At 68.0% G+C, this 26,344-nt stretch carries 26 protein-coding genes; 18 read left to right on the forward strand and 8 right to left on the reverse strand.

Going from position 1 to position 26,344, the window contains the following annotated elements; genetic code table 11:
- Window positions 1-10: 10 nt before the first annotated feature.
- Complete coding sequence (locus MRBLWO12_RS15140) at window positions 11-2,938, reverse strand: prealbumin-like fold domain-containing protein (RefSeq protein WP_363556904.1); 2,928 nt, start codon at window positions 2,936-2,938, stop codon at window positions 11-13.
- A gap of 372 nt (window positions 2,939-3,310) precedes the next feature.
- Between MRBLWO12_RS15140 and MRBLWO12_RS15145 the strand changes: the two genes are divergently transcribed.
- Window positions 3,311-4,021 carry a GntR family transcriptional regulator gene (locus tag MRBLWO12_RS15145; protein WP_363556906.1) on the forward strand — a complete coding sequence of 237 codons (711 nt, stop codon included), beginning with the start codon at window positions 3,311-3,313 and terminating at the stop codon, window positions 4,019-4,021.
- A gap of 260 nt (window positions 4,022-4,281) precedes the next feature.
- On the opposite strand, the gene MRBLWO12_RS15150 is transcribed toward MRBLWO12_RS15145, so the two are convergent.
- Complete coding sequence (locus MRBLWO12_RS15150) at window positions 4,282-5,073, reverse strand: GntR family transcriptional regulator (RefSeq protein ID WP_363556908.1); 792 nt, start codon at window positions 5,071-5,073, stop codon at window positions 4,282-4,284.
- A gap of 55 nt (window positions 5,074-5,128) precedes the next feature.
- Between MRBLWO12_RS15150 and MRBLWO12_RS15155 the strand changes: the two genes are divergently transcribed.
- The gene (locus MRBLWO12_RS15155) at window positions 5,129-5,356 is read left to right on the forward strand and encodes an RNA-binding S4 domain-containing protein (RefSeq protein ID WP_363556910.1); all 228 of its coding nucleotides are present in this window, start codon (window positions 5,129-5,131) and stop codon (window positions 5,354-5,356) included.
- A gap of 34 nt (window positions 5,357-5,390) precedes the next feature.
- Here the strand turns inward: MRBLWO12_RS15155 and MRBLWO12_RS15160 are convergent, their stop codons facing one another.
- Window positions 5,391-5,996, reverse strand: coding sequence for a hypothetical protein (locus tag MRBLWO12_RS15160; RefSeq protein ID WP_363556912.1), 606 nt, complete (start codon window positions 5,994-5,996; stop codon window positions 5,391-5,393).
- A gap of 264 nt (window positions 5,997-6,260) precedes the next feature.
- On the opposite strand from MRBLWO12_RS15160, the gene MRBLWO12_RS15165 reads away from it, so the two are divergent.
- Complete coding sequence (locus tag MRBLWO12_RS15165; protein WP_363556914.1) at window positions 6,261-6,842, forward strand: hypothetical protein; 582 nt, start codon at window positions 6,261-6,263, stop codon at window positions 6,840-6,842.
- Here the strand turns inward: MRBLWO12_RS15165 and MRBLWO12_RS15170 are convergent.
- Window positions 6,821-8,440, reverse strand: a complete 1,620-nt coding sequence (locus tag MRBLWO12_RS15170) for a helix-turn-helix transcriptional regulator (protein WP_363556916.1) — start codon at window positions 8,438-8,440, stop codon at window positions 6,821-6,823. The two genes, MRBLWO12_RS15165 and MRBLWO12_RS15170, sit on opposite strands and share 22 nt — an antisense overlap.
- 236 nt (window positions 8,441-8,676) lie before the next feature.
- On the opposite strand from MRBLWO12_RS15170, the gene MRBLWO12_RS15175 reads away from it, so the two are divergent.
- A complete protein-coding gene (locus tag MRBLWO12_RS15175; RefSeq protein WP_363556918.1) occupies window positions 8,677-9,504 on the forward strand; it encodes a class I SAM-dependent methyltransferase in 828 nt (275 codons plus the stop codon).
- An 18-nt stretch (window positions 9,505-9,522) separates the two neighbouring features.
- Here MRBLWO12_RS15175 and MRBLWO12_RS15180 read toward each other — a convergent pair whose 3' ends face one another.
- Complete coding sequence (locus tag MRBLWO12_RS15180) at window positions 9,523-10,482, reverse strand: helix-turn-helix transcriptional regulator (RefSeq protein WP_363556920.1); 960 nt, start codon at window positions 10,480-10,482, stop codon at window positions 9,523-9,525.
- A 62-nt stretch (window positions 10,483-10,544) separates the two neighbouring features.
- Between MRBLWO12_RS15180 and MRBLWO12_RS15185 the strand changes: the two genes are divergently transcribed.
- Window positions 10,545-11,681, forward strand: a complete 1,137-nt coding sequence (locus MRBLWO12_RS15185) for an epoxide hydrolase family protein (protein ID WP_363556922.1) — start codon at window positions 10,545-10,547, stop codon at window positions 11,679-11,681.
- Window positions 11,682-11,701: 20 nt separating this feature from the next.
- On the opposite strand, the gene MRBLWO12_RS15190 is transcribed toward MRBLWO12_RS15185, so the two are convergent.
- Window positions 11,702-14,257, reverse strand: a complete 2,556-nt coding sequence (locus MRBLWO12_RS15190; RefSeq protein ID WP_363556924.1) for a hypothetical protein — start codon at window positions 14,255-14,257, stop codon at window positions 11,702-11,704.
- Between the two features lie 186 nt (window positions 14,258-14,443).
- On the opposite strand from MRBLWO12_RS15190, the gene MRBLWO12_RS15195 reads away from it, so the two are divergent.
- From MRBLWO12_RS15195 to MRBLWO12_RS15220, 6 genes are all read left to right on the forward strand, one after another.
- Window positions 14,444-14,872 (forward strand): hypothetical protein, encoded by a 429-nt coding sequence (locus MRBLWO12_RS15195; RefSeq protein ID WP_363556926.1) that lies wholly within the window; start codon window positions 14,444-14,446, stop codon window positions 14,870-14,872.
- On the forward strand, window positions 14,869-15,165 hold the full coding sequence (locus MRBLWO12_RS15200) for a hypothetical protein (RefSeq protein ID WP_363556928.1): 297 nt from the start codon (window positions 14,869-14,871) through the stop codon (window positions 15,163-15,165). Before MRBLWO12_RS15195 ends, MRBLWO12_RS15200 begins: the two co-directional genes overlap by 4 nt.
- A gap of 237 nt (window positions 15,166-15,402) precedes the next feature.
- Window positions 15,403-16,068: a hypothetical protein gene (locus MRBLWO12_RS15205; RefSeq protein ID WP_363556930.1), complete on the forward strand. Its 666-nt coding sequence runs from the start codon at window positions 15,403-15,405 to the stop codon at window positions 16,066-16,068.
- Window positions 16,065-16,886, forward strand: a complete 822-nt coding sequence (locus tag MRBLWO12_RS15210; protein WP_363556932.1) for a hypothetical protein — start codon at window positions 16,065-16,067, stop codon at window positions 16,884-16,886. The genes MRBLWO12_RS15205 and MRBLWO12_RS15210 overlap by 4 nt, the downstream gene beginning before the upstream one ends.
- 11 nt (window positions 16,887-16,897) lie before the next feature.
- On the forward strand, window positions 16,898-17,617 hold the full coding sequence (locus MRBLWO12_RS15215; RefSeq protein WP_363556934.1) for a hypothetical protein: 720 nt from the start codon (window positions 16,898-16,900) through the stop codon (window positions 17,615-17,617).
- A complete protein-coding gene (locus MRBLWO12_RS15220) occupies window positions 17,614-18,774 on the forward strand; it encodes an OmpA family protein (protein ID WP_363556936.1) in 1,161 nt (386 codons plus the stop codon). The genes MRBLWO12_RS15215 and MRBLWO12_RS15220 overlap by 4 nt, the downstream gene beginning before the upstream one ends.
- Window positions 18,775-18,823: 49 nt before the next feature.
- On the opposite strand, the gene MRBLWO12_RS15225 is transcribed toward MRBLWO12_RS15220, so the two are convergent.
- Window positions 18,824-19,498 carry a TetR/AcrR family transcriptional regulator C-terminal domain-containing protein gene (locus MRBLWO12_RS15225; RefSeq protein WP_363556938.1) on the reverse strand — a complete coding sequence of 225 codons (675 nt, stop codon included), beginning with the start codon at window positions 19,496-19,498 and terminating at the stop codon, window positions 18,824-18,826.
- Between the two features lie 118 nt (window positions 19,499-19,616).
- Between MRBLWO12_RS15225 and MRBLWO12_RS15230 the strand changes: the two genes are divergently transcribed.
- Window positions 19,617-20,105, forward strand: coding sequence for a DUF6326 family protein (locus MRBLWO12_RS15230; RefSeq protein WP_363556940.1), 489 nt, complete (start codon window positions 19,617-19,619; stop codon window positions 20,103-20,105).
- Window positions 20,106-20,126: 21 nt separating this feature from the next.
- Here MRBLWO12_RS15230 and MRBLWO12_RS15235 read toward each other — a convergent pair whose 3' ends face one another.
- Window positions 20,127-20,735 carry a class I SAM-dependent methyltransferase gene (locus MRBLWO12_RS15235; protein ID WP_363556942.1) on the reverse strand — a complete coding sequence of 203 codons (609 nt, stop codon included), beginning with the start codon at window positions 20,733-20,735 and terminating at the stop codon, window positions 20,127-20,129.
- Window positions 20,736-20,861: 126 nt separating this feature from the next.
- Between MRBLWO12_RS15235 and MRBLWO12_RS15240 the strand changes: the two genes are divergently transcribed.
- The 6 genes from MRBLWO12_RS15240 (at window position 20,862) to MRBLWO12_RS15265 (ending at window position 26,328) form a co-directional block, all read left to right on the forward strand.
- Window positions 20,862-21,428 carry a helix-turn-helix domain-containing protein gene (locus MRBLWO12_RS15240; protein ID WP_363556944.1) on the forward strand — a complete coding sequence of 189 codons (567 nt, stop codon included), beginning with the start codon at window positions 20,862-20,864 and terminating at the stop codon, window positions 21,426-21,428.
- A 144-nt stretch (window positions 21,429-21,572) separates the two neighbouring features.
- On the forward strand, window positions 21,573-22,676 hold the full coding sequence (locus MRBLWO12_RS15245) for an ABC transporter substrate-binding protein (protein ID WP_363556945.1): 1,104 nt from the start codon (window positions 21,573-21,575) through the stop codon (window positions 22,674-22,676).
- Entirely contained in the window at window positions 22,673-24,010 is a 1,338-nt protein-coding gene (locus MRBLWO12_RS15250) for an amidohydrolase family protein (protein ID WP_363556947.1), read from the forward strand. Before MRBLWO12_RS15245 ends, MRBLWO12_RS15250 begins: the two co-directional genes overlap by 4 nt.
- Window positions 24,007-24,768: an ABC transporter ATP-binding protein gene (locus tag MRBLWO12_RS15255; RefSeq protein WP_363556949.1), complete on the forward strand. Its 762-nt coding sequence runs from the start codon at window positions 24,007-24,009 to the stop codon at window positions 24,766-24,768. Before MRBLWO12_RS15250 ends, MRBLWO12_RS15255 begins: the two co-directional genes overlap by 4 nt.
- A complete protein-coding gene (locus tag MRBLWO12_RS15260) occupies window positions 24,765-25,571 on the forward strand; it encodes an ABC transporter permease (RefSeq protein ID WP_363556951.1) in 807 nt (268 codons plus the stop codon). Before MRBLWO12_RS15255 ends, MRBLWO12_RS15260 begins: the two co-directional genes overlap by 4 nt.
- A 58-nt stretch (window positions 25,572-25,629) precedes the next feature.
- On the forward strand, window positions 25,630-26,328 hold the full coding sequence (locus tag MRBLWO12_RS15265) for a DUF1028 domain-containing protein (protein WP_363556953.1): 699 nt from the start codon (window positions 25,630-25,632) through the stop codon (window positions 26,326-26,328).
- Window positions 26,329-26,344 lie beyond the last annotated feature (16 nt).

Consider the following 26,344-nt stretch of genomic DNA (forward strand, 5'->3'; position numbering starts at 1 on the left):
CCCGGGGCTTTCATGCGGTGCGTCGGCGGCGGATCGCCTGCCACGCACCGAGTCCTGTCATCAGCACCAGGAGGCCGCCACCGATCATCAGCAGATGGTCAGCGCCGAACCCACCCGTGAACGGCAGCACGGGCGTCGGCTGCTGAGTGTTGACGATGTCGTCGAGCACCGTGACAGAGGTCGTATCGAGCACCGTCACGAGAATCGGCGTGGGATCGAGCACGAACCCGACCGGAGCGCGCGTCTCAACGAGGCGGTACTCGCCCGGAGTCAGTCCCTCGACGAGGAACTGACCACCCACCGGATCGGTGTCCGTTCCGGTGCACGGAACCTCGACGCAGTCCACGACGGCGACCGCGGGACCGGCCGGTTCACCGTCACCGTCCAGCGGAGTCAGCTCCCACTCGGCGCCGGTCAACAGCTCGGCATCGGCCGTGTCGCCGACCTTGTTCCACTGCAGGGCTGCCGAGATCGGGTTCACGACAGTCGTATCGAAGAACGCGTTGCGGAGTTCACCGGCCGCATCCTCGTCCACCACCACCGCGTAGCTGACCTCCACCGTCTCGCCCGCAGGCAGAGCACCCGTCCACGTCAGCGTCTCCGCCACCGGGTCGAATACGACCACACCCAGACCCGCCGGGCTGACCGCGATCGAACCGACATCGAGCGTCGCATCGTCGACCACATCACTCAGGTCATCGACAGCTGAGAACGATGCCGCGTCGACCGCGCCCGTGTTCGACACCGAGATCGTGTAGATCACCGTGTCTCCCGGTGCGACGAGCACACCGTCGCCGACATCGCTCGTCTTCGACCACTCGATGATCGGATGCTCCACCCGCACGTCCGGCTCCACCAGCAGGTTTCCCACCGTGCCCGTCGCATCATCATCGATGAGCACCGTGTAGGTCACCATCGCCGTCGTCCCGCCGTCCATCGGCACCGCAGGCGTCGACTGCCAGCTGAACTCCGTGTCACCACCCGTGAAGAGGACCTCGCCACACGAGTTCGCAACCGGTGCACACGTGACCGAAGGAGGAGCCACAAGTGTCGCCTTGTCGAGCACTTCCGACATGTCATCCGTGACCAGGCCGTCTTCCGACACCACCGTGCCGGTGTTCTCGATCGTGACCGCATACGTGATCTCATCGCCCGGCTTCACCGCCGTGCCGGGGGTCGGATCAGACGACTTGTCGAACGTGAGCTCCGGCACCTGGAGGGGGCTCACGCAGCCGAGGCCCGTGCCGCCGGCACCACCGGTCCCCGAGGGCAGGTTGTTCTTCGGGTTCGTGATCGACGTGCCGCCGTTGCCACCACCGAGCTCGAACGTCACGTTCGGGGCACCATCGGCCGGGCAGCTCGTCGGTGCGTCGAGCAGCTCGACCCAGATGCCTCCGGCCCCACCGCCGCCTCCTGAGACACCGGCGTGGTAGAGGTTCGCCGTCGGCGCGCCACCGATCCCGCCGTTCGCGGTCAGCAGCAGCGGCGCATCCACCGACTGCGCGCGTACGCGCATCTGGCCACCCGCGCCGCCCCCCGAACCGGAATGGGCACCTCCTCCGGCCGGACTCGCGCCCTGGCCGCCGTCGGCGCGGACGGCACCCGCACCCTCGATCGAGGCGAAGTCGAGGAACACGATGCCGCCACCGGCACCCCCATCGCTGAAGCCGGACTCCTGACTACCGCGTCCGCCGGCACCGCCCATCATGAGACGCGGGTTCGCCAGGTTCAGGTAGTGGGCGGAATCAGGGAGCGGCGCCGCGACGGCGGTGTTGCCGTCGCCTCCTGCCGGGTACGGCACGTTCGCCTGTCCGACACCGCCGGTACCACCGGATCCGCCGCCGGTCCAGCTGCCGCCGCCACCACCGCCGGAGGAGTCGTCGCCCCCGGAGCTGTTCGACGGCGCGCCGCCGCCTCCGCCGTAGGACCCGCCTCCGCCGCCGGCACTGCCTTCGTTGGCACTCGTGATCGGGTCGGAACCGCTCGCCCCGCCGATCAGACCGTCGCCGCCGTTCGCCACTCCGCGAGTTCCACCGCCACCGGCGCCGATGTATCGCGCCAGGTTCTCGGCGATGACGTCACCGCCGGCGCCACCGCCATCGGTGCCGCCACCACCACCCGATGCGCCGGACGAGATGCTCGCGACGACGTCTGCGCCACCGCCGCCCCCGCCGCCGATCACTCCACCGCCGCCGCCGGCGCCGCTGGGTGTACCACCGTAGAAGAATGGAGTTCCCGCCGCCGCGCCGTTCGTGCCCGGGGCTTCGGCGGCTGATTCTGCCGACCCTCCCCCGGCGATTCCGCCACCCGCACCGGCGGTGCCGACGGCGCCACCGCCACCACCGCCGACGCCGCCTCCGCCCGCTCCGGCGATGTTCGCCGCGGGACCGGAGATCGACCCATTCTGACCACGCCCTGTCGGCGTTCCGGGCCCGGTGCTGGCGCTGGTGGTCACAGCGCTGGTCGGCGGCAGGGCGCTCGTGAATCCGGCACCGCTGGCGTCGATATCGCCGTCGAGCTCGAGCGCTCCCCCCGACAGGGCGATCACTCCCCCCGTGGCGCCGTCCCACGGGGCGGCGGTGATGTCGCCCACGATCGTCGTGCTGGCGGGATCGTGCACCAGGCGCACCAACTGCACCGCCTCCGAGCCCGGGGAGTACGTGCGCGTGATCGCGGAGAGACCGATGTCCGCCCCCGAGATCGAGGTGATGGTCGCGACGTCGTAGTTGCCCATGTTCGACCCCGCCACGGCGGGCGAGACACCCGTCATCTGCACGAGCATCACCCGATCGCCGACAGCGAAGGAAGCGGATGCTCCGCGCGGCGCACCGCTGACGGTGACGACCCCTCCGGCGATACCGGAAACGGCCTGATACGTGTTCACGACACCACTGACGGGCGCGGCGACAGCCGAAGAGGCCCCGATCACCGAGGGCACCAGCGCCCCCGCCGCGATCGCGCATGCTAGCGGGATCACCTGCCAGGCGCGAACCCTGGACAGTGGTCTACGGTTGCCGGGTCGCGGCGCCCGGCGACGGCGCGGTGCATGGCTCATGGACATGGCGTGTTCTCCCCCAGAATGTGGCGAGGACGGCACGGCGATCATTCACCGGCTCCTCGTGCGGCGGTTCAGGCTAGAACGACCGACCATCACGCCGGAACAGTGCCGAGACTGCGCCACCGTTGCGCCACCGAACTCACCGTGATCCCGCGGGATGCGGGCGTGCTCCGCCGTCCGCATCCGACGCTTCGCCGCACTCTTCCGCTGCCTCGGCCCGCGTCACTATGCTGTGGCTGGGAAGGCTGGGGCATGACCGATCTGAGTGAACAAGCCGGCGATGCCGCACGGCGCCGGCTGACTCTGCTGCTGCGCGCCGCGATCACCCGGGGGGACTATCCCGACCGTCTGCCGACCGACGATGAGCTCGCGGCTGCCTACGATGTGCCGCGCGCCGTGGTGCGCGATGCGCTGACCGCACTGTCGGATGTCGGCATCCTCACCCGCACCCGTGGCATGGGGACCCTGCCGACCGACAACCGGCCCGCGTCCTTCAACCTGCTGTCGATGCAGGTCGAAGGCGGGGTGCCGCAGTACAGCATGCATCCGCGCGTGATCGACATCGCCACGGTGCCGACTCCGGAGATGGTGGCGGCACGTCTGCCCACTGCGGGCGCTGAGGTGCTGCGCGTCGAGTACCTCTCGATGCCCGATGAGCAGATCGACGGCGTCTCGACCGGGTTCTTCGTGCTGCCGAAGGCCGAGCCCTTGCGGACCGCCGACTTCGGAGACAACGTCTACAGCTTCCTGGCCGCGGCGGGGCTCGCCGTGTCGGCGACCGACTTCGTGATCGGAGCGATCACGGCCGGCGACTCCCTGGCGCTGCGGCTGCGGGCCCGAGCCGCGAGTGCCGTGCTGTTCCTCGAACAGACCATCTACGACGACGCGGGTGATCCGCTGAGCTTCTCGGTGGTCGCGATGCGGGGCGACAGACTGGCCGTGTTCTCGCACGCCCACGGCTGACGCCGGCGCTCACCCGCCGGCGAGGTGGGGTCCGGCGGGTGAGCGGTCGTCGCCGGTGCCTGCACCATCGACGACGGCGGCCATAGGAATCTCCGCTGGGCCGGAGATTCTTCGGGTCGCGCTGCTCCCCTCCGGATCTCCGAAGGTGGATCATCGCTCGCCACGAGGCTACGACGCTCCGCGCCATGACGACAACGGCGCCGCGACTGCGCCTGGATTGCGCCGCTCGATGCCGCAAGAACACCGGGTGGAAGCGGATGCTACGCCGTCGGAGCGCCCTCTTCCGCGGCATCCTGAACGGCATCTCCGTCGACGGGTCGCACGCCTGCCGTGACGTTGTGGGCGAAGTAGCGCACCCGGTCACCGCGTTGGGCGACGGTCGAGAAGCAGATCGCCACACCCGCCTCGTCGTACATGATCTGCTCGAGGGTGAGCACCGGCGCTCCCGGTTCCATGGCCAGACGCCCGGCCGTGAACGGGTCGGCCTCGGCCGCACCGATGAGCAGTTCACTCGCCGACAGGCGGATGCCACCGTTCGCGAGGAATGCGTAGATGTTGTGGCCGAAGTCCGCATCGCGCAGCGCATCGGCACGCGGCAGCACGAAGTAGTTGGTCGACACGGCCCCGGGGAACTCCTGCGCCACCGCGATGTACTCGACGCGCAGCACCTCAGGCCCGCACTCCGGGATCCGTGCGGCGACCACCGGCGGGGTACGGATCACCGACCGGTCCGTCACGCGCGGATAGGTGGACTGCTCGGGGACCCCGTCGACGCCGTGGAACGCCCGGAGGCCGAAGATCGACGGAAGCACCCCGGTGCGGGTGCCCAGCCCTGGCTCTCGGGACACGACCCCCGACTCGGCCAGCTCGCGCAGCGAGTCCCGCACGACCGCGCGCGTGGCACCGGCCGCGTCCATCAGTTCCCATTCCCGAGGAAGCCGACCTCGGGGATAGTCGCCGCGGCCGATCGCCGACCGCAGCAGAAGGTTCAGTCTGCGCCGTTCGGCATTGCCGTCCGGTTCGCGCAGATGCTGCGATGCATCCCGTTTCACGACGCTCAGTGTAGCCAGCGAGGTGCGCCGCGCGACAGGCCGTTAGCATTCAAGGATGACGAACTCCGCTCCGATCGACGACGTATCCATCGGCGGCGACATGATCCGCCTCGGCCAGTTCCTGAAGTACTCGGGTCTGCTCGACTCCGGCGGCGACGCCAAGGAGGTCGTGATCGACGGCTACGTGACCGTCAACGGCGAGGTCGACCGCCGCCGCGGGCGCCAGTTGCACGACGGCGACCTGGTGAGCTTCGAAGGCCGCACGGTCCGCGTCCGCCCCTGACCGGGCATCGCCACCGAAGAGCAGATGATCGCGTTCAGGGCACCCGTGACCCTGAGGTCTTCTCGCTGAGGAACTGCGCCGAGAGCGACGTGTTCACGTAAGTCTCCCCCAACGCCCCGCCGGCGGTCGGGTACAGCCAGAGCACCGGAAGCTGGACGACGTTGTCGGCACCGTTCAGCGCGCCGCTGAGCGTGTACTCGACGAACCCGGAGACCCCTGGCTCGGGGAGCGCACCCGAGCGGACCCACCCGTTCAGGGTGCGCTCCTCGGCACGGTAGCTCGCCGGAGTGGGCACGCCGTTCCCTGCTCCCCACTGCACGGTCACGGTGATCACCCCCGAGCGGTACATGCCGCCGGGCTCCGTGTCGCCGGTGTCGGCGTTGAAGACGTTGAAGCCGACGGTCTGGCCCGTGTTCACCTGCACGCGGTTCGGCTGAACCACGGTGAGGGTCTGCACAGAGGTTCCCCCCTGCCACACCGACAACCCGCCACCCGGTGCCGGCAGCGGCTCAGCCGCGCTCGCTGCGGCCAGCGGCGTCGCCACGGCCACGGCGACGACCGGTGCCGACCACGCAGCCGCCTTGAGGAACGTCCGACGATCCGAGGAACCTGCCGGCAGGTCCGTGCGTGTTTCCGACATGATGTTGCCTCTCCGATTGGTCTATCGATCGTGCGGCGGTCGACGGGCACCGCGCAGGGGAGAACCGACCAGCAGCCGGCGCGATTCGGTGTCGCCGTGGGCGCCGCCCGGGTACCCCTGGGCGGTTGATGGTCCTCAGCTCCGGGAAGACGCTAACAACGCGGATGCGGCGAATCAGGTGGGCGACGAAAAGCCCACCTGGGTGACACCAGGGTGAATCCTGACCTCGATCCGTGAGCCCTGCGGGTGGCTATCGTGGTCCTGATGCCTGCCCCCGTTTCCGCCCGGTGGTTCTCGACCCGGGTGCTGCTGACCTGCGCCGCACTGGCGGTCGCCCATCTGCTCCTGCACCTGTGCACCGTCCCTGTGCTGACGACCCTCGCTCCCCTCGCCCCGCCCGCGTACGCCCTCGTCGCCGGGGTGCACAGTGTCATGCCGTTCCTTGCGCGCCGCGTGACCGGAGTGGCCGGTTCCGCGATCGTGACCAGCGGGATCGCTGCGCTCCTCGTCATCCCGTCGAGTTCATCGGGGTTCATCGCCGCGATCCCCGCGCTCCTCGCGGGCGTCATGATCGATCTTGCGCTGTGGCGCTCCACGCGGGGCGCCACACGTGAGGCGCGCTACCTCGCAGCCGGTGCCGTCACGGCCGTCGTGCTGTGGGCGGTGTCGCTCGCGGTGTTCTCACCCGAGCACCTGACCCCGGCCATCGTCGTCGGAACGTTGGTCGGTCGCCTCGGAGGGGAGCTGCTCGCCGTCGTCTCATCCCGCGCTCTCGCATCAGCTCTGCAGCGGGCCGGCATCGGCCGAGGCCTGCGCGCGTCCGATCAGAGCAGTCCCACCTCGTAGGCGCGAGCGATCGCCTCGTCGCGACTGCTCACGCCGAGTCTCTGGTACAGGCCGCGCGCGTGCGTCTTCATCGTGTTGTGCGACAGGTGCTCTCTGGTCGCGATCTCCCGCAGGCTCCATCCCTTCTCCAGTCCCTGCAGCACGATGCTCTGCTGCCGCGTGATGCGGATCGGCTGCTCCAGGACTGTGAACGGATCTCGCACCGCGCGTGTCGGGTCGTTCTGGTCGAGCTCCAGCTCCCGACGATCTTCGGCGGGGACCCCCACGCCGACGAAGCTGAGACCGTTGGCACGGATCGCATCACGCAGGTGAGCGGCCGTCTGCGCAGCCGCGGCCGGATCGGAGACTCGTCGTTGCGCGGGAGCGAGGATCGCGAGTGCTTCCGTCCGAATCCTCGACGATTGCGGACGCGCCAGTGCCGCCGCGGCGTGGCGAGCGGCGAGATCGTACGACCCGCTCACCAGTTCCATGCGCGCCAGCGCGATGATGCTCGCCGGCTGCGACGGGTCCGATGCGACCGCCCGTCGAGCCTTCTGGAGCTGGCCGACCGAGAGCAGCAGTTCCACCTCCGCCTGCGCGAGCATCGGGCCGAGCGCGCTGCTCTCCCCGAGCCAATCCGCGTATCGCGCGCGATCTCGACGCACCATCTCGATCGCGCTGAGCCGGTCACCCCATGCGAGCGCATACCGCGCCCGCGCGAAGGTGACACCCGCTCCCCATCCCTGCTCCGCGTTCACCGGCTGGTCGAGCTGACCCAACGCCGCCGCGGCCGCATCATGGTTCAGCATCTCGGTGGCAATCACGGCACGTGCGATGTCCGCGGTCAAGGCGACCCTCGGCCCGAACCATCCATGGGCCGGCGGTGAGGCATCAAGGCGTTCGAGCCACACCTCCGCCTGATCCAGGTCGCCCGCCAACGAACTGAAGAAGGCCGCCTTGCCCGCCGCATCCCTCTCGACATAGCGGACGCGAGCACCGGGCCCACGCTCGTAGGCGTCGCGCAGAGTGATCAGCGCGCCCGGGATGTCATCGGCGAGCCCTCTGGTGATTCCTGCCTGAAGCAGCGCCGCCGGAAGACGGTCGGTCAGGAGGGCGGGTTGGTGGACCACGGCGATGCGGCCGAATCTCTCGACGAGTTCGGCGAGCCTCGTCGCACTGACCAGCCGCCCGCGCACTCGGAACGCGATCATGCGCGCCGAGGCGACGCTCAGCAGGCTGAGGGCGCGTTCCGAGCGGGCGATCGCTTCGAGCGCCACGAGATCTCCGGCATCGGGCACGGGGACGTCTCCGAGCATCCGATCCACGGCATCGGCGGAGCTGTGAAGCCGGATGTCGCGCACCGCGGCCGCGCGGGTGTCGTGCTCGAAGGCGCTGAGCGGGATACGCCGCAAGGCGTCGTCGAGCAGGTCCCCCGGTCGATCGAGCAGAGCGGACCAGTGCTGTCCGATCAGACCGACGGCTCCGCGCCAGTTCCGACTCTCGAGAGCGATGCCGAGTTCGGCGACGACGTCCTGGAGTGCAGTGTCCTCCGCTGCGGACGCGCGATCGACACCCGACTGGTCGGTCGAGGCGTGGGAGTCGCGGAGGCTGGGGTTCATGGCGGAGGCACGGGCGAGCAGATCCCATGCTGCCAGGGTTTTCTCCCGACGCGGCGACCTCGCCCCGATGGAGGTGTAGGGGCGTGAGAATTCACCCTCACTTCACCCGGCTGATCAGGTCCGCCGCGGCTCGATGAGAGCGAGCACGCACGGCGTCCGTTGCCGTGCGGGAAGCCATGACCTAAACTGCAAGGCTCGGCACTCGAGCGACCCATCACTCTTGCAAGGACACTCCCGTGCAGCACTCCTCCTACGACCTCAACCGCGCCAACTGGAACGAGCGCGCGCCGCTGCATCTGGCCTCTCGCGAGTATGCCGTCCGGTCGTACATCGACGATCCGACCCGGCTCTCCGACGTCGTCTCCTTCGACCGCGAGCGCCTCGGTGACCTGCACGGCGTCAAGGCCGTGCACCTGCAGTGCCACATCGGCACCGACACCATCTCGCTCGAGCGCTTGGGCGCCGAGGTCACCGGCCTCGACTTCTCCGCCGCCGCGATCGAAGGCGCCCGCGACCTGGCCGCGCGCGCGAAGAGCACGGCCGTGTTCGTCGAGGCGGGCGTCGACGACGCCGTCGCCGCTCTCGGTGCCGGGCACTTCGACCTGGTCTACACCGGGATCGGCGCCCTGTGCTGGCTGCCGGACATCGCCGCATGGGCACGCACGGTCTCCTCCCTCCTCGCCCCCGGCGGACGCCTCTTCATCCGAGAGGGCCACCCGGTGCTCTGGGCGATCGACGAGGAGCAGACGAATGGGCTCGTGCTGGGATATCCGTACTTCGAGCAGTCCGAGCCACTGGTCTGGGACGATTCGAGCACCTACGTCGAGACCGACCAGAGCATCAAGGCGTCCGTCACTCATGAGTGGAATCACGGCATCGGCGAGATCCTGACCGCTGTCCTGGATGCGGGGCTCACCATCACCCGGTTCGTGGAACACACCAGCGTCCCCTGGGAGGCTCTGCCAGGGCGCATGCACCTCGACGACAACGGCGAGTGGATGCTGACCGAGCATGCGGAGCGGCTTCCGTTGACCTACACGCTGCAGGCCGTCAAGGCGGACTGAGCCGGTCGCAGCCCTCCTTCACTGTGTGGGTGCGCCACCTGCGCGACCGAATCGCGCCGCCAGGCGATCGAACGCGGTGGCGAGCTCGTCGCCGTCGATCACCTCGACGTCGACATCGAGCTGCGACACCCACAGCGCGAGACGGTGCGGATCGTCGGCACCCAGCTCGACCCGACACGTCGACTCGTCGACTTCCTCGATGTCGACCGGGATGACGATCTTCGCCGCGAGCACGGCGGCGGGGGCGTGCACGAGCATCCGCGCACGGTACTTCCAGCTCGCGCGGATGACCCGTCCGACGACGTAGTCGACGACGCTCCCCTCCGCGATCACGCGCGGGCGGAACCGCGCACCCGTCTGTGTCGGCGAGGTCATGCGATCGACGCGGAAGACGCGCCAGTCGTCACGCTCGAGATCCCACGCCAGCAGATACCAGAGCGGCCCCCAGCTGACGAGCCGCTGCGGTTCGGCGTGACGCGCCTCTTCACTGCCCCCGGGCTTCGTGTATCCGAACCGCAGACGCTCGTGGCCGCGGATCGCGAAGGCGACCTGGCCGAGCGCCGCGAGATCGAGCGAAGGTTCCGCGCCGGCGACGACGCTCGTCGCTCCTCGGACCGCGTCGACTCGGCGCCGCAGACGCGAAGGCAGCACCTGCTCCAGCTTGGCGAGCGCGGTGAGCGATGTCTCTTCCACTCCGAGTCTCGACGTGGCGACAGCCCCCAAGCCGACCGCGACCGCGACGGCCTCGTCGTCGTCCAGCAGCAGCGGGGGCATCGCCGCGCCGGCGACCAGCCGATACCCGCCCGCGACTCCGGGGCGCGCATCCACCGGGTAGCCGAGCGACCGCAGCTTTCCGATATCGCTGCGCACGGTCCGTGTGCTCACGCCGAGACGCTCGGCGAGCGCGGAGCTCGTCCACTCGCGCGTGAGCTGCAGCAACGAGAGCAGTTCGAGCAGGCGAGCCGACGTCTCCAACATGTGTCGATCATCTCAGCAATCGCGGAAGCTTATCTTCCGCATTGGTTGGGAGTGTGGATGCCATGACCGATCACACCGCACTCATCCCCTTCCGCATCGACATCGTTCAGGCGGACGTCGACGATCTGCGCGATCGTCTGGCGCGCGCCCGCTGGCCGCACCCCATTCCCGGCCGCGACGATCGCATGGACTTCAGCCGTGGCATCCCCCTCGGATATCTGCAGGAGCTCACCGAACGCTGGCGCGACGGTTTCGACTGGCGAGCGCAGGAGGCGAAGCTCAACGCGCACGAGCAGTTCACGACCGTCGTCGACGGGCAGACCTTCCACGTGGTGCACGCGCGATCGACGAACCCGGACGCCACCCCTCTGCTGCTCTGCCACGGGTGGCCCGGATCATTCGTGGAGTACCAGCGGCTCCTCCCGCTGCTGGCGGATGCCTTCCACGTCGTCATCCCCTCGCCGCCCGGCTTCGGATTCTCCACCCCGCTCTCCGGAACCGGATGGGAGCTGGCCCGCACGACAGACGCCTATGCCGAGATCATGACGCGGCTCGGCTATGAGCGGTTCGCGGTCCACGGTACCGACATGGGCGCGGGCCTCACCGGGCGCCTCGCCGCCATCCACTCCGACCGCATCATCGGCACACACGTGGGTGGCGACCGGACCTGGCTCGGGCTGGTCGGCACCAAGTTCCCCGCCCCGGCCGACCTGTCCGCTGCAGAGATCGAGCAGCTGGAGGCAGCGCATGCGGAGAGTGCGACGGAGCGGGGATACCTCGCGATGCACAACCACCGCCCCGACACGATCGGCCCGGCGCTCACCGATTCGCCCGTCGGTCTGCTGGCGTGGATCGCGGAGAAGTTCAAGCGCAGGGTCGAGGGCGGGCACCGGGCGCCGGATGTCGACGTCGACCAGCTCCTGACGATCATCAGCGTGTACTGGTTCACCCGCAGCGGCGCATCGAGCGTGCAGTTCTATTACGAGGCGGAGCACACCGAACTCGACTTCGTCATGGGCATCGGGGTGCCGTCCGGATGGGCGGTGTTCGACGCGCATCCGCTCGTGCGCCGCACGATGGACCCGTTCGGGACGGTCGGCCACTGGAACGAGTTCGCCGCCGGCGGCCACTTCCCGGCGATGGAGGAGCCGGAGCTGCTCGCGGACGACATCCGCACCTTCGTGCGCGGGATCGCCTGACCTCGTGACCGGCGGGACGATCAGTCCCGCCGGTCACCCATCTGATGTTCCTGGACATCGTCATCGGGCGTCTGGGAAGCGAACAGGGGGGCGATGAGACCGTGCCGTTCGCCGTTCCAGTCGGACCGGGCGATGCGCGGGCTGTCTGGGGAGTCGAGATCCTTCGGTCTCGGCGCGTTGACGTGGAACGAGTAGTTCGCCGACGACGGGCGCTTGCCGTCGGGCGCTTCGGCGCCCAGCAGGAGCTCGCCGAAGTCGCTTCGCCACCTCGCATAGAGCCCTCCGCTGCGGTCCTCCAGCGTCTTCCACACCGGCGAGCCCTCCGCGACGGATCCGATCCATCCGGCGTTCCAGTTGCGGCTGATGAGCCAGTCCGTCAACAGCGCGATCCGGTTGTAGGTCATCACCGTCCGGGCGCTCGGATCCCCGATCTCGCTCTCGTCGAGGACGCGCGTGACCGCATCCTTGTCGAACAGCGCCGGGTTCAGATTCTTGTATTGGAGCGCGGGAAGGATCCCGCCCGTGAGGAATGTGTGCAGCAGCATCGAATGCATCAGCCGCGGCAGCTCGCCGGGCGCGATGGGATGAGCGATGGTGGTCACGCCGAGGTGGACCGTCTCCAGCTGCCCGATCAGCGCCTCACCGCGTCCTGGCTCACCGAACGGGAACGTCAGCGCCGCCACCGCGGCGGCGCCCGTGCATCGGTAGAGGATGTCGTGCGCCTTGTAGACGAAGTTCGCATCGGCCAGGAACCCGTCGTTGTACCGCTGGCCCTCGAGTTCCCCCTCCGCCAGGAGATGCTCGATGATCGCGACCGCCTCCGTCGCGTGATGCACGGCGAAATTGCTGAACCGCTCCCACTGCTCCCGTGGCACCACGTCACGCTGCCACGTCTTCTCACCCGCGAGGAGCTGTTCCACCCATTGGATCGCGGAGCCGGCGAGATTCATCTCCAGCTGCTCCTCCATGATGAGCATGTCGCGATCGCGGCGCAGCCCTTGGGCGTGCTGCATGCGGAGGCTGCTCAGGCCCTTCATCCCACTCGCGATGGCCCCGTCATAGTCAGAGTTCTGCAGCGCCAGCGCCTCATTGCGATAGTCGGCGGCGCCCAGTGCTTTGCTCGCCGGGTTTCGCTGCAGCCCACCCCGGATCCTGGCGACCACCTTCGGATCGAGTTGCTTGCGAACTCTTCGCGGAGCGATCGCCAGGTTCGCCGCGAGGTCGGCAAGGATCGACACCATTGCGTTCTTCTCGTTGTGCACCATCTCCAGGGTGACTCGACTTCGGGCTTGTATGAAGGCATCGGCAGTAGTGGCGCCGGGCGCGAGCTGGAGCAACTCGGCGGCGCAGAACATGTCGAAGACTCGCGGATGCGCCTTCTCGATGTATCCCGGGCGCTTCTTGCCCGGGAGTGCTTGGATCTTCGGAAAACGGGCCTGGGCCTGCCGGCTCGCTACGGATCGCGCCCGATAGTTCATCTCGGGGCGTTCCGCGCTTCCCGGCCTCTGAAGCGCGAAGATGCGATCGATCGTCTGTTGCGCGGCGGCCTCATTCCAGTCGTTGACGACGCCATGCAGACACATCGCGACGACCGCGGCGACGATCAGCTCATCCCGCGAGCTGGGCTCGAGCCCGTCGCTCTTCTCCTTCTCCGTGCGAAGATCCATCATCGTGTAGCCCTGCCACGGCCGCACGATGTACTGCTGGAAGAAGATCTTCATGCCGCCGTATCCCTCGCTCAGCTGCACGTAGGAATCGACCTGCGCCACGGCGAGGCGCAGCACGACGCTCAGTTGACTGTCATCGCCGATCAGAGTGGTGAGATCGGGCAGCTCACCCAGACGGTTCTCCGCGAAGTCACGGATCCACGCTCGCTCCGCAGGCGGCGGCCATTTCTCGGCCCGCGCTCTCCACACCGGGGGTTTGTCGGACACCACGGCGAGACGGGCCGACTCGGTCGCCGGTCGGCTCCGGTACCAGGTGCGCAGTGCCTCATACGCGATCGGGCTGCTGCACATCGTCTCAGCCCACCGGTCGACGCGCCGATCAGCGGTTGGTGCGATCACGCCTTCATCCCACTCGATGCGGGGAAGGTGATCGAGGCCCCACGATGCTCGCACGGCGGCGACCGCCTCCGCAGAGGTCGCGGTGTCGCTGTGGGGTGAGATCACGGCCCCTGGGTCGAGCGCGAAGGCGTCGAATACGGCCGTCAGCGCCGAGCGAGCTCGGGCGAGGTAGTCCACGCGCCAGTCGCCCCTCTCGTCGTACACGACCTTCGCGACGGCGGAATCGTGCGAGATCCTGCCCGGACGTCCGCTCTGGGTCAGCACCGATCGCAGAGTGCGTCCGAGGAGCAGCAGGCTGCCGTCGCCGACGAGGACGGGGAGGTTCTCCTCCTCGTCCCCGATCAGCTCGCCGTGATCCAGCTGCCACTGCCACTTCGCGAGTCGGGCGAGCGGGACGTCGATCACGTCGAGGAAGATCTCGATCGTGTGCGGGGCGTTGTTCTGCGCATCGCGGTACGCGGCGAGAAGACTCCGCTTCTCGGCGGAAGAGTACCTTTTTTCCTCGGTCATGACGGAACACTGGCAGGACGAATCCCGCCGCAGCAAGGGGCAACAGCCGGTTTCGCCTCGTTCATGGCCTCTTCTGACAGTTCCGGTATCGCTTTGTCATGAGGGCCGCCCGAATCCGCCGATCCGATTCCCCTGCCCGCACCACTGTTCTTGACTCTCCTCACCACCACTGACGAGGAGAACGAAATGGCACGTACGACGAAGTCCCGCTACCAGGGTTCGCGGCGCACCGGAGCGCTCACGATCAACCGCCACACCCGCACCTTCTGCCCCGCAACGGGCAAGGTGCGCCTGCGGGACTCGCACCAGGCAGCGCACGCGCTGCAGGGAGCCCGCCGGGTCGCCTCTCTCGAGCTGTTCCAGACGGGGCACTCGAACCGTCGCGAAACCAGCTTCTACAAGTGCGCTTCGTGCGCCGGGTACCACCTCACCAGTGAGACCTACCGCGACCCGGAGGAATGGCGCCGGTTCTGCCAGGCCCGCTGGGAGGCAGAGCGGATGGCGGAGGCAGCCGCAGATGCCGAGCGGGCTGCCAGCGCAGCCCGCTCTCGTGCCGCACTGATGTCTGCCGTGCACGCCGCGACGCGTCAGACGGACATGACGTGTGCCGCATGACGGCGGTCCCCCGCGATCCTCGCAGCCCGCGGCTCTGCGTTGCCCTCGACGCGGTGCGACTGGCGAACCGAGGCGAGCTCGGTCGCGAAGAACTCGTCACGATCCTCTCGACGTGGACCTACATCCCCCGGTACCGGCAGATCGCCTCCGCGAACCAGATCTTCCTCGAGCCCGACAGCCTCGACGCCGTCGACGTCGCCTACTTCGACTGCGGCCTGTTGACCGATGACCAGTACTCGCGCATCCTCCGCGGTGCGCGAGTACGCCGCGAACCCACCGAGGGAGGTGATTGACATGACCAGTCCGCTCGCCCGCGCGATGTACGTGTGCCGCAGCTGCGGTACCGAATGCGCCTATCCGAACCGCTTCGTCAAGTGCCCTGTCTGCGGCATCAAGTGGAGCTGACCGCCGGCCGGTGACAGAAGCCGTCCCGTTCTGTCGGGTTCCGGGTCCTGTTCGGGCCCGGAACCCTCTCCCGGACTTCCTCGTTCGTACGTTTGCACCACCCCCTCCAGAAAGGCGCAACCGCCGTGAAGAACCTCTTCTCCCGCACGCCAGTGAACACCGATGTTCGCCCGCTCGCGCTGACCGAGCACCGCACCGATCCCGGTCGCATCACGACCATCTCCAACCCCGACACCCGGATGCCGCTGCCGCACGCGGCGAACCAGGTCGATCCGCACGACGGTGCGGACTCCTTCCGCACGCTCGTGCGCCAGAAGGTCGGGACACTCGCCGCAGCCGGCGCTCTCGACCAGGACAACCTGGAGGCGCTGTCCCAGGAGATCTCCTCCTGGCTCGCGACCTGGCGCCAGAAGGTCGAACAGGAGCACACCAGCCGCACCGAGATCGCCCAGCTTCTCCTGGCCCAGACGGTTCAGGACAAGGCCGTCGTCTCCCGCGAGCTCACCACGATGCGCTCCGCACTCGCCGAGATCACCGATGCCCGCGCACGCATCCTGCGGGGCTGGGGCTTCGCCGCCCGCACGGATGAGGGAGCAGCCGCGCCCTCGGCCGCGCCCGCCACCGCGTCCCGCGTGCTCGCGGTATCGCGCGCGGAGACGACCGCCGACAGATCCTCCGACCGGGAGCTGGCCCCCGGCACCGAGGTCACGGCGCCGCCTGTGATCGGCTTCCCGGTCGCGGCTCCTGCCGACGGCCGTTCCGACTCCGACTCCGAGGAGCTCTCCGCATGAACGCGATCACCACATCCGCACCGCAGCCCGCGGTGTCCTCCGAGGCCGCTTCCGGTCTCGCGCCCGACCACGGCTCACTGTCGCGCGCGACGGCATCGTCCCGATCCCGCAGCACCGCGCGCACCTGGGCGCTCGCCGTGCTCATCTTCGCCGGCGCGATGGACATCTTCATCGCGATCCCGGCCTTCAACGGCCTGTTGCGCGGTGAGCCGTGGCAGTCGCTGATCTGCGCCACGGCGTTCGCGCTCATCTCGGTGAGCGCGGCGTTCAGCAGCGGGGCGATGTTCACCCAGCGGAAGAGGCCGATCAGCATCGTGGTGGCTCTGGCCACCGTGGCGATGGTGATCGCGCTGTTCTTCCTGCGTGTGCAGGCAGCTGCCGTCAACTCATCGACGCTCGACTACGAGGGAGGCACGGGGCCTGAGGACGGGGTCGGCGCCGAGCTCGGCATCGCGGTCGCTCTGGCGGTGGCCATGCTCGCGGTGGCCATGCTCGCCTGGGTCGACGGGTACAAGATCACCCTGACGCCCGCGGAGGCGCTCTTCCGCCATCTCGAACGGCGTCTCGCGTCCTCGAACGTCACCGTCGCCGAACTCGAAGGCTCGCTCGTGCGTCTGAATGAAAACCAGGCGATGGCGGAGATCCGCCTCGACCGGCTGCCCGAGGAGCGCGACGAGGCCATCCGCGGGCTTCATGCCTTCAACCGCGAGCTGCGCGAGCTCGCCCGCACCGAGGTGGCAATCCACCTCGGCAACCCGACCGCGACGAGCGGTCTGGACCTGCCCCTGCCCGACACCACCGACTCCGCTTCGAAGTGAAGGAACCCATCGTGAGCACTCACACCACGCACTACACGGCGATGAACAAGCCGCTGTCCCGCCCCATCCCCTACCCCTTCCTCCTGCGCATGCGTGACGCGTGGTTCATCGGTCGTCGCGACGCGCAGAAGAAGCTCGCACACGAGATCGTCGGCGACTCCCAGCCCTCCGCGTCGTTGCGCGGCCTCGCCGCCGAGCTGTCCACCCTGTGCGAATGGGAGCTGCTCGAGGCCGTCCGCATCGCGGGGCCGCTGATCGACGAGCACCGAGAGCACCTCCGAGTGATCGCCTCGCTCCGGCGCCGGATCGCCGCTGGTGCCGCCGAGATCGAGGCCGCATCGGCGACCGACCCCGCCGCATACGATCGTGTGCCGCAGAGCGAGGCGCACCTCTCTCCCGCGCAGCGGCGGGAGCGCCGCGATCGCGAGACCGCCCGCGCGGCCGCTCCCCTCATCGGGCGCCACAAGGCCACGCTCAGCGAGCTGTCCGCCCGCGAACTCGAAGACGCCGAACTCGTCGGCCATCTGACGACGCTTTTCGAGGCGCTGCAGGCGCGCGTGGCGTCTCTCGCGAACCACTACGAGCGGCGGGCGGCGAACCAGATCCGCGCCTATCTGCGCCGCGCACCGGGAGACGCGGATCACCCGCTCAACCAGCGCACCGCGTTCGCTGTTCCGGCTTGGGCCAGCGCGCCGAACCCGTGGCTCCCGGCTGAGGGGGGTGCACTGTGAGGGCGCCGTGGAGTTCCCTCGCATGCATCCTCGTCGCGATCCTGGTGCTCTCGGGATGCTCGAGTGCAGAGGACGACAACTGCGGATGCACCGCAGAAGACCCCACCGATGCGGTCATCTTCGTCGCGGGCGCGCATGCCAACATGCCTGCCGCGCAGGTTCCGGTCGAGCTCGCACCGGTCCTCGAGGCGGCGGTGCGCAACGAAGCACCGATCACCGTGGTCGCGAACGACGGCACCCCCGCCGTCGCGTTCCAGGTGTCCGGCTACACGATCAGCACGATCAACCCCGAAGCCACGCGCAACGACGTCGACCGCGTGGTCGCCGCGGTGATCGACGCGATCGCCGATGTGACCGCCGACTCCGACGGCAATGATCTGGGGGCAGCGCTCGCTGTGGCGCGCGACCAGGCAGTGGCCGACGGCGCCGTCGCCGCATCGATCATCGTGATCGACAGCGGCCTCAGCGATCGGGGCTATCCGATGCTGACGACGCCGGGGATTCTGGCCCCCGGGACGAGCAAGGTCGTCGTCGAGGTCGCGGAGCAGAACGGCTACCTCCCCATGATGCCGGAGGGAACCACGGTGACCCTGGTCGCTTTCGGGTACGGTTCCGCACCTCAGCCGGATCTCACACCCCCACAACGTGACGGGGTGAAAGCGATCTGGCGCGCGTTCATCGAGGCCGCGAACGCGGAGGTCGTCATGATCGACAAGCCTCGAACGGGTCCTGGCCCGGAGACCTCGTTCTCGACAGGGATCGTAGCGCCGGGCTCCTACGAGGATCTGTCGTTCAGCACCACGACCGACGGGGCCGTGCAGGCGACGCTCGGAGCCGATGTGCTGTTCGCGACCAGAAGCGCCACGCTCGGCGAGAGTGCGTTGCCGGCACTGAACCAGCTGCGCGACTTCCTCGCGTCGACGACCGGGGAGATCCTGATCACCGGGCACACCGATGCCACAGGCAGCGACGCGGAGAACGACGTTCTGAGCCTCGCCCGCGCGGATGCGACGAAGGCATGGCTCGCGCGCAACGGCATCGACGCATCTCGGATGACGACCGAGGGACGCGGTTCTGCTGACCCCGCGGTCGCGGACGCAACGACAGCGGAAGAGATGCAGATGAATCGGCGCGTGGTCGCCACCGTGACGCCGTGAGCAGGATCCGCCGGCTGCAGAGGGTCCGCGCGACGGCCCCGGAGCGCGACTAGGCGGAGGCTCTCAACGGCTCGAGCGCAACGAGTACGAGGTCGAGGCCGAAGAGGAACTCCTCCGCCGGGTCGTAGCCGGCAGCGACGAGCGCCGCGGCGGACTCGTTGAGGTAGGGGAACTCGTCGGGAGGAAGTTGGGGCAGGTAGACGCCCTCGGCCATGTCGGCGAACACGCCGGCCGTGTCGAACGGCAGGCTGGCCTCCTGCAGTGCGAAACCGTAGACGTAGCTGTCGAGTAACCAGTTGGCGTGCGTCGCCATCACGACGGAGAATCCCGCCTTCCGCAGGCAGGCGGTGACCGCTTCGTGATGGCGGCGGTTCGCGAGCCCCGGCGATGTGCGTGACTCCATGCGACCGATCGCCCACGGGTGGCGTGCGAGAACCTGTCGCGCGGATACCGCCCGCTGACGGATCGCCGACTGCCAGTCGGCCTGCTCAGGCGGGAGCTCGATCTCCTCGAAGACGCTGTCGATCATGGCGTCCAGCAACTCCTCCTTGCTCGCCACGTAGTGGTAGAGGGACATCGCGCCCGCGCCCAACTCGCCAGCCAGCCGACGCATGCTCAGCCCGTCGACGCCTTCGCTGTCAGCCAGGCGGACCGCCTCGACCACCACGCGCTGCTTGCTGAGCCCCGCGTCTGACGCGACCTGGCGTTGTTCCTTCGCAGACACGTGTCTCCTCACATGGACGAACGGAATGAGAATTCTTCACCGTGTGAGCATCGTACGCTGTACGCTCTTCGTACAGCGTACGTCGTACGGTGTACGAAACTGACCAGGAAGAAGGATCATGTCCACCCGAACGAACACCCGGAACCCGCTCGACAACCCTCCGATCCCCGTGCAGGCCAGACTCGCCGCAGCATGGACCAGCCTCATGTTCCTCGTCATCTACATCGACTACTTCCACCTCTATCAGCCCGGCGAGATCGACGAGATCCGAGGTGGTGTCATCTTCACGTTCGACATCAGCGGGGCCCTGATGTCGATCTTCTTCGTGGTCATCGCGATCCCGGCACTGATGGTGATGCTCTCGATGACCCTGCCCGCACGTGTGAACCGCGTCACCAACCTCGTCGTGGCATCGCTGTACATCCCCATCATGGTGTTCAACGCGGCGGGGGCGACCGGGGACTATGCGGTCTACTACGCCCTCACCATCGGCGTCGAGGTCGTGATCCTGGCCTTCATCCTGCGCACCGCCTGGACCTGGCCGCACCGCTCCGCCGCCCCCGCCGTCCCCATGGCGACGGAGCTTCGACAGGAGCTTCGGCAGTAGGCATCCGACCTCCCGCTCTCCTCAGTCGGATCGGACCGCGATCGCGCTGATCGACGCGTGCGGGCGTCGTCCATCCTGCACTCGCGCTTCGCTGTCGACGACCGAGAATCCCGCCCCTTCGAGCAGCGCCGTCATCCCCTCGATCGACCAGTAGTGGGCGGTGGTGACGGCGTGCGCGAAAGGCTCGCCGTCCACCCCGTCGAAGAATCCGAGGAGCAGGCGCCCTCCGGGGCGCAGCAGAAGTCGGGCGCCGGCCAGGAGAGCGGGGAGCTCTTCAGCATCGGCGTGGATCAGTGAATACCAGGCAAGGATGCCGCCGAGTGAGCCCCCTTCGATACCGGTGCGCTCCAGCGCTGCCACCCGATACGGGACGTGCGGATACCGCGTGGAAGCGTGGGCGATGAACTCCGGCACCAGATCGATGCCTTCGACGTCATGCCCACGGTCGGCGAGGAATGCCGTCCAGTGCCCCGGGCCGCACCCTGCATCAAGAACCCGTCCATCGATGCCTTCTGCCCAGATTCCGATGCGCTCCCGGTCGATCTCATCCATCTGTTCGATGTCGCCGAGGAACTCCACATACTCGGCCGCACGTGCGGAGTAGTCCTCGCGTACATGCCGGCCGTTCATCTTCTCCCCCGCTCCGCGTCACAGTTTACGATTCCGTAACACAAACGTCTTGTCTGCGAACCCCCGCCAGTTTACAGTGTGCTTACTGGAGGTAATCGAACTGATTACCGGAGAGGGGAGGTCGTGATGGACGACAGCAATCTCGGCGCTCGCGTGCGTGAGCTGCGCACGCTACGGCAGATGTCCACGCGCGAACTCGCGCGCCGTGCATCCATCAGTGCCGGGTATGTCAGCCAGATCGAGAACGGCCAGGCCAACACGAGCCTGGATGTCGTGCGTCGCATCGCCGCGGCCGTCGGCATTCCGTGGACCGAGTTGTTCAGCGCACAGCCCGCGGTGGGCACGGTGCTGCGTCGTGGCGAGCGTCCGATGCTCTCATCGGGCAACTCGGTTCGACACTTCAGCATCACCCAACCGCCGCTGGGCAACGTCGAGGTGCTGACCTCGGAGTACGAGCCCGGCCACGGCGAAGGAGGCGAGAACTACACGCACGGCGACTCGCAGGAGATCTGCGTGATCCTGCGAGGCAGCTTCCGCTTCAACCTCGGCGACCAGGAGTTCATCCTCGAGCCCGGGGACAGCATCGACTACCGCACGTCGACCCCGCACAGCATCGTGAACGTCGGCGACTCCGTCGGCGAAGCACTGTGGGTGGTGACCCCACCCTCCGCAGCCCCGCCCGTCACAACCTGATCCGAGGTGCGGCACCGATGCCGCACCCCCTGCACGTCCGCTTCGTCGTCCGACGGCAGCGGTGTTCGGCGATGCCGAAAACGCTCTACCTTCACTACCGCTCCACCCGAACCGCACCACCCCGACTATGTGCAAGGAGACACCATGAAGACCATCCGGACCACGGCTGCCGCGTTCACCGCTGCCGCAATGATCGCTACTCTCGCTGGCTGCTCGACCGACTCGGGCAGCGCCGACGGCTCGACCGAAGCCCTGACCACGGTCGAGTTCGGTCTGCCCACGAACATGGGCGCCAACAACTCGCCGATGGCCGTCGCCGAGGCGCTGGGGTACTTCCAGGACGAAGGCCTGAAGGTCGACATCGTCGTGACGGGAGACTCGACCTCGATCGTGCAAGGTATCGACTCCGGCTCGCTGGACATCGGCAGCACGCCCCCCGAGCCGATCTGGCAGGCGATGACGAAGGGCAGCGATCTGCAGCTCGTCTACAACTACATCCGCAAGCAGACCGGTTCGCTCGCAGTGCTCGAGGACAGCCCGATCACGTCGCTCGAAGACTTCGAAGGCGCAGCGATCGGCCAGTACAGTCTCGGCACCTCGAACATGCTGCTGTCGGAGGGGATCCTCGCCTCGGCGGGACTGGAGCCCGACGTCGACTACACGCATCTGGCCGTGGGGACGGGCGCGGCCGCGCTGCAGGCACTGAAGACCGGCCAGGTCGATGCGCTGTCGCTGTGGGATACCGAGTACGCGGCGTTCGAGGCTCAGGGAACTCCCCTGCGCTACTTCACGACGGATGAGGTCGCGTTGCTGTTCTCCACGACGTACTTCTCCAGTGCCGATTTCGTGGCAGACAACCCGGAGGTGATCGAGGGCTTCGGGCGTGCCATGGCCAAGGCGACCCTGTTCACGGCGACCAACCCCGAGGCGGCGCTGCGCATCATGTACGACGAGTACCCCGACACTCTCGTGGCCGGCAACTCGATCGACGACCAGCTGAGGGTCGACCTGGTCGCGCTCAACGCGCGGATCGCCCTGCTGACTGCCGGTGACCCCCAGGCCGCGCAGTCGTGGGGTGCATACGACGAGGACGCACTGACGGCCTGGGGCACATTCGCTCTGGATGCCGGCATCATCGACGCCGCCGTCGACACGGTCGCCGCAGCACCGAACACCTTCGTCGAGGCCTACAACGACTTCGACGCCGACGCGGTCGTCGCCGATGCAGAGAACTGGAGCGCCGAGTGAGCAATCCGACCTTCACCGCCGGTGTCCCGGCGATCGATCACCATTCCCACGCGGGATATGTGCGACCCGGCGAGCGGCTGGAGGGGATCGACGCCCTCCAGCGCGAGAACGCCATGGGTCACATCGAGGCGAACCTTCCTGTCGAGGCTTTCGACGCGTTCATCGCCGCCCGAGCCTCCGGCGACGCGGGTGTGCTCGCACAGTTGGAGGCAGACCACGGCATCCAGGCGCTCTTCGATGAGAGCAGCGTCTTCCAGTCGACATCGGTCTACGGCGTCTCGTTGGCGGAGGGAACCCGTGCCCTCTACGGCGAGCTCGACCACGCAGACGCCGTCCGGGTGAGCACCCAGCAGCGCGAGGAGGACTTCCCCGGCCTGTACGACCGCGCATTGGAGGTGTCGGGGACGGCCCTCGTGCTCACCGACATCCCCTCGATCGACGCGCAGTCCTGGTCCCCCGAACGGTACAAGCCGATCGGACGGATCGACCCGTACCTGTATCCGTTCGGTCACCCCGGTTTTCGCCGTCGCGGCTCGGACACCCCGAGGTTCCAGAGGGTGTTCGGCTCGATCCTGCGGGATCTGCTGGATGCCGAGGGACTCGGCGAACCGCCGGCGACTCTCGGCGCCTACCTCGAGTTCGTGCGCAGCTCGATCATCCGGCGTCAGGAGAGCGGGTTCGTCGGGCTGAAGATCGCCTCGGCCTACGTGCGTTCGCTCGACTTCACGCGGCGTTCACGCGAGGAGGCCGAGGCGGCGTACGCGCTGTTGCGACAGGATGCGGGAGCGCTGGAGACCCCGGCGTACACCGCCCTCGCCGACTACCTGGTCTTCGCGATCGCGGAGCTGGCGGTGGAGCGCGAGCTGCCCATGCAGATTCACACCGGCATGGGCCACGCCGAACCGGGGCTGCTGCTGTCGGGGGCCGATCCTCGCCTTCTCGAGCCGCTGCTGTCGGATCGTGCGCTGAATCGGCTGCGGGTGATCCTCATCCACGGCGGATATCCGTACACGTCGCATCTCGCCGCGCTCAGCCAGGCGCACGGGAACGTGTTCGTCGACTTCTCCTGGATGCCGTATCTGCACCACCACGCGCTGGAACGCATGCTGCAGGAGTGGTTGGAGCTGTTGCCGGCGGACAAGGTCATGTTCGGGACGGACACCGGGCAGCCGGAGTTCCATGTCGCGTCGGTGGCCCGCGGGCGTCTACTGCTGGACCGGGCGCTCGCGTCAGGGGTGGCCGATCGGCTGTGGACGACGACGCAGGCTGATTGGTTGGCGCGTCGTGTACTGAACGAGAACCTGTGTCGTGTCTATGGATTGGAGGCGTTGTGAACAAGCTGATCGAGATCGAAGACCTGTCGAAGGTCTATCAGACCCGCACCGGGGATGTGACCGCACTCTCGCATGTGGACCTGGGAATCGGTGAGGGCGAGTTCGTCTCGATCCTCGGACCGAGTGGGTGCGGCAAGACGACGCTGTTGCGGATCCTCGCGGGTCTGGAGCAGCACACGGCCGGGTCGGCGACGATCTCCGGCGTACCGATCGGCACCCCGCGCGGGGAGGCAGGGATGGTGTTCCAGAAGGCGACGCTGTTGCCGTGGTTGAACATCCTCGACAATGTGCTGCTGCCGCTGAGCCTGAAACGGCGCATCACGGCGGACGACCGCACTCACGCCACGGGTCTGTTGACGATGGTGGGTCTCGCGGAGTTCGTGTCGAAGCATCCGCATGAGCTGTCGGGCGGCATGCAGCAGCGTGCCGCGATCTGCCGGGCGCTCGTGCACGATCCGGCGGTGCTCCTGATGGATGAGCCGTTCGGCGCCCTGGATGCGATGACCCGCGACGCGTTGAACGTGGAGTTGAACCGCATCTGGCGGGAGACTGCGACCACCGCGGTACTGATCACCCACAGCATCAGCGAGGCGGTGTTCCTCGCCGAGCGGGTCGTGGTGATGACTGCCCGTCCGGGAAGGATCGCGGAGATCATCGACATCCCCTTCGGGAAGACGCGGACCCCCGAGCTGCTCGGCGATCCCGAGTTCGCGGCGCTCACTGCCCACATCCGTCGTCACTTCGAGGTGGCAGCATGACCGTCACGGTGCAGATCCCGACACAGCGCCGGGCCCTCGTGAACACTCCCATGAAGCGCACTCTCGCGTCTCTGGGCCTGCTGGCGGTACTGCTCCTCGCGTGGCAGTTCCTGCCGGGGTGGACGAACACCCCCGAGTACGTCGTGCCCCCGCTGAGCGACGTGCTGGCGGCCCTGTTCGATCCGGCGGCGCTCCCGCGGTATCTGGAGAACGCCGCCTCGACGATGACGATCGTGCTGTCGGGTCTCGTCATCGGTGTCGTGGCGGGACTGGTGCTGGCCATCGTGCTGGCGCAGTCTCCCACCGCCTATGCCGTGGTGTTCCCGTACATCGTCGCGATCGAGTCGATCCCGAAGGTGGCTGTCGCGCCGCTGTTCATCATCTGGTTCGGTTTCGGGATGCCGTCGAAGGTCGTCGTCGTGGTGTTGCTGGCGTTCTTCCCGATGCTCGTGAATGCTCTGCACGGGTTCCGCGGGGTCGATCGCGATCAGCTGGACCTGTTCCGCGTGAATGGCGCGAAACCGCTGCAGATCCAGACGCGGCTCATGCTGCCCGCCGCGCTTCCGCAGATCTTCTCCGGACTCGAGCTGGCCGTGGCGAACTCGATGATCGGCGCGATCGTGGCGGAGTTCGTCGGGGCGCAGAAGGGTCTCGGCGTGCTGATCCTGCAGGCCCAGGGGCGGATGGAGACGGCGGCCGTGTTCGCACTGCTGATCATCCTGTCGGTCCTGGGAATCCTGCTCAACCTTGCGGTGCGGGTGCTGCGAAAGATCGTCATCCGCTGGGAGATCACGGCGCGCTGAGCGCCTTCAGAGTGGGGGCGGGCCGACGGCGCGCCCCCACTCGCACGAGAGGAGAGTCATGACATTCAGCATCATCGCCACCGATCCCCGCACGGGTGCGGTGGGAGTGTGCCAGGGCACCGGTTCGATCGCACTCGCGTCACGCTGTCCGCAGGTGGCGGGAGGAGTGGCGGTGACCAGCCAGTGGCATTCCGACTGGCGTCTCGGCCAACGGGCGTGGGATCTCGGACAGACCGGTCTGGATCCGCGGTCGATCATCGCGGCGCTGTCGACCACCGACCCGTTCTTCCGGTACCGGCAGATCGGGGTCGTTCTCGACGATGGCCGTGTCGCCGCCCACACCGGAGACTTCGTCGAGGGCGAGCTGTACGCGGGCCACCTTGTCGGCGACGGCTTCGCCGCGCTGGGCAACGGGCTGGTGGGAGCGGGCGTTCTCGAGGCCATGGGGGCGCACTTCGAGTCCGCGAAGGATCTGCCGTTCGAGGAGCGCCTGCTGCAATCGCTCGAGGCAGGGCTCACGGCCGGAGGCGAGGGCAGGCGCCATCTGTCCTCGTCGATCATCACGACCGTGCGTGGCGCGCGTCGCGCCCGCCTGGACCTGCGGGTGGACATCGCCCCCGAGGGGGCGGATTCGATCCACGAGCTGCGCCGCATCGTCGACGAGTACGCGCCCCTCATGGACTACTACGCCGACTACTGGCTCGACCACCCCGAGGTGACGCCCGAGCAGTGGCTGCATGCCGGAAGGCATGCGTGATCATCACCCCGAGATC

The sequence above is a fragment of the Microbacterium sp. LWO12-1.2 genome, assembly GCF_040675875.1.
Lineage (GTDB): Bacteria > Actinomycetota > Actinomycetes > Actinomycetales > Microbacteriaceae > Microbacterium.

Bases quoted from the DNA above. Each gene is read 5' to 3' on its own strand.
- MRBLWO12_RS15145 (WP_363556906.1), top strand. From the start codon at position 3,311: ATGACCGATCTGAGTGAACAAGCCGGCGATGCCGCACGGCGCCGGCTG.
- MRBLWO12_RS15155 (WP_363556910.1), top strand. From the start codon at position 5,129: ATGACGAACTCCGCTCCGATCGACGACGTATCCATCGGCGGCGACATG.
- MRBLWO12_RS15160 (WP_363556912.1), bottom strand. From the start codon at position 5,996: ATGTCGGAAACACGCACGGACCTGCCGGCAGGTTCCTCGGATCGTCGG.
- MRBLWO12_RS15165 (WP_363556914.1), top strand. From the start codon at position 6,261: ATGCCTGCCCCCGTTTCCGCCCGGTGGTTCTCGACCCGGGTGCTGCTG.
- MRBLWO12_RS15170 (WP_363556916.1), bottom strand. From the start codon at position 8,440: ATGAACCCCAGCCTCCGCGACTCCCACGCCTCGACCGACCAGTCGGGT.
- MRBLWO12_RS15180 (WP_363556920.1), bottom strand. From the start codon at position 10,482: ATGTTGGAGACGTCGGCTCGCCTGCTCGAACTGCTCTCGTTGCTGCAG.
- MRBLWO12_RS15185 (WP_363556922.1), top strand. From the start codon at position 10,545: ATGACCGATCACACCGCACTCATCCCCTTCCGCATCGACATCGTTCAG.
- MRBLWO12_RS15190 (WP_363556924.1), bottom strand. From the start codon at position 14,257: ATGACCGAGGAAAAAAGGTACTCTTCCGCCGAGAAGCGGAGTCTTCTC.
- MRBLWO12_RS15195 (WP_363556926.1), top strand. From the start codon at position 14,444: ATGGCACGTACGACGAAGTCCCGCTACCAGGGTTCGCGGCGCACCGGA.
- MRBLWO12_RS15200 (WP_363556928.1), top strand. From the start codon at position 14,869: ATGACGGCGGTCCCCCGCGATCCTCGCAGCCCGCGGCTCTGCGTTGCC.
- MRBLWO12_RS15210 (WP_363556932.1), top strand. From the start codon at position 16,065: ATGAACGCGATCACCACATCCGCACCGCAGCCCGCGGTGTCCTCCGAG.
- MRBLWO12_RS15230 (WP_363556940.1), top strand. From the start codon at position 19,617: ATGTCCACCCGAACGAACACCCGGAACCCGCTCGACAACCCTCCGATC.
- MRBLWO12_RS15235 (WP_363556942.1), bottom strand. From the start codon at position 20,735: ATGAACGGCCGGCATGTACGCGAGGACTACTCCGCACGTGCGGCCGAG.
- MRBLWO12_RS15240 (WP_363556944.1), top strand. From the start codon at position 20,862: ATGGACGACAGCAATCTCGGCGCTCGCGTGCGTGAGCTGCGCACGCTA.
- MRBLWO12_RS15245 (WP_363556945.1), top strand. From the start codon at position 21,573: ATGAAGACCATCCGGACCACGGCTGCCGCGTTCACCGCTGCCGCAATG.
- MRBLWO12_RS15260 (WP_363556951.1), top strand. From the start codon at position 24,765: ATGACCGTCACGGTGCAGATCCCGACACAGCGCCGGGCCCTCGTGAAC.
- MRBLWO12_RS15265 (WP_363556953.1), top strand. From the start codon at position 25,630: ATGACATTCAGCATCATCGCCACCGATCCCCGCACGGGTGCGGTGGGA.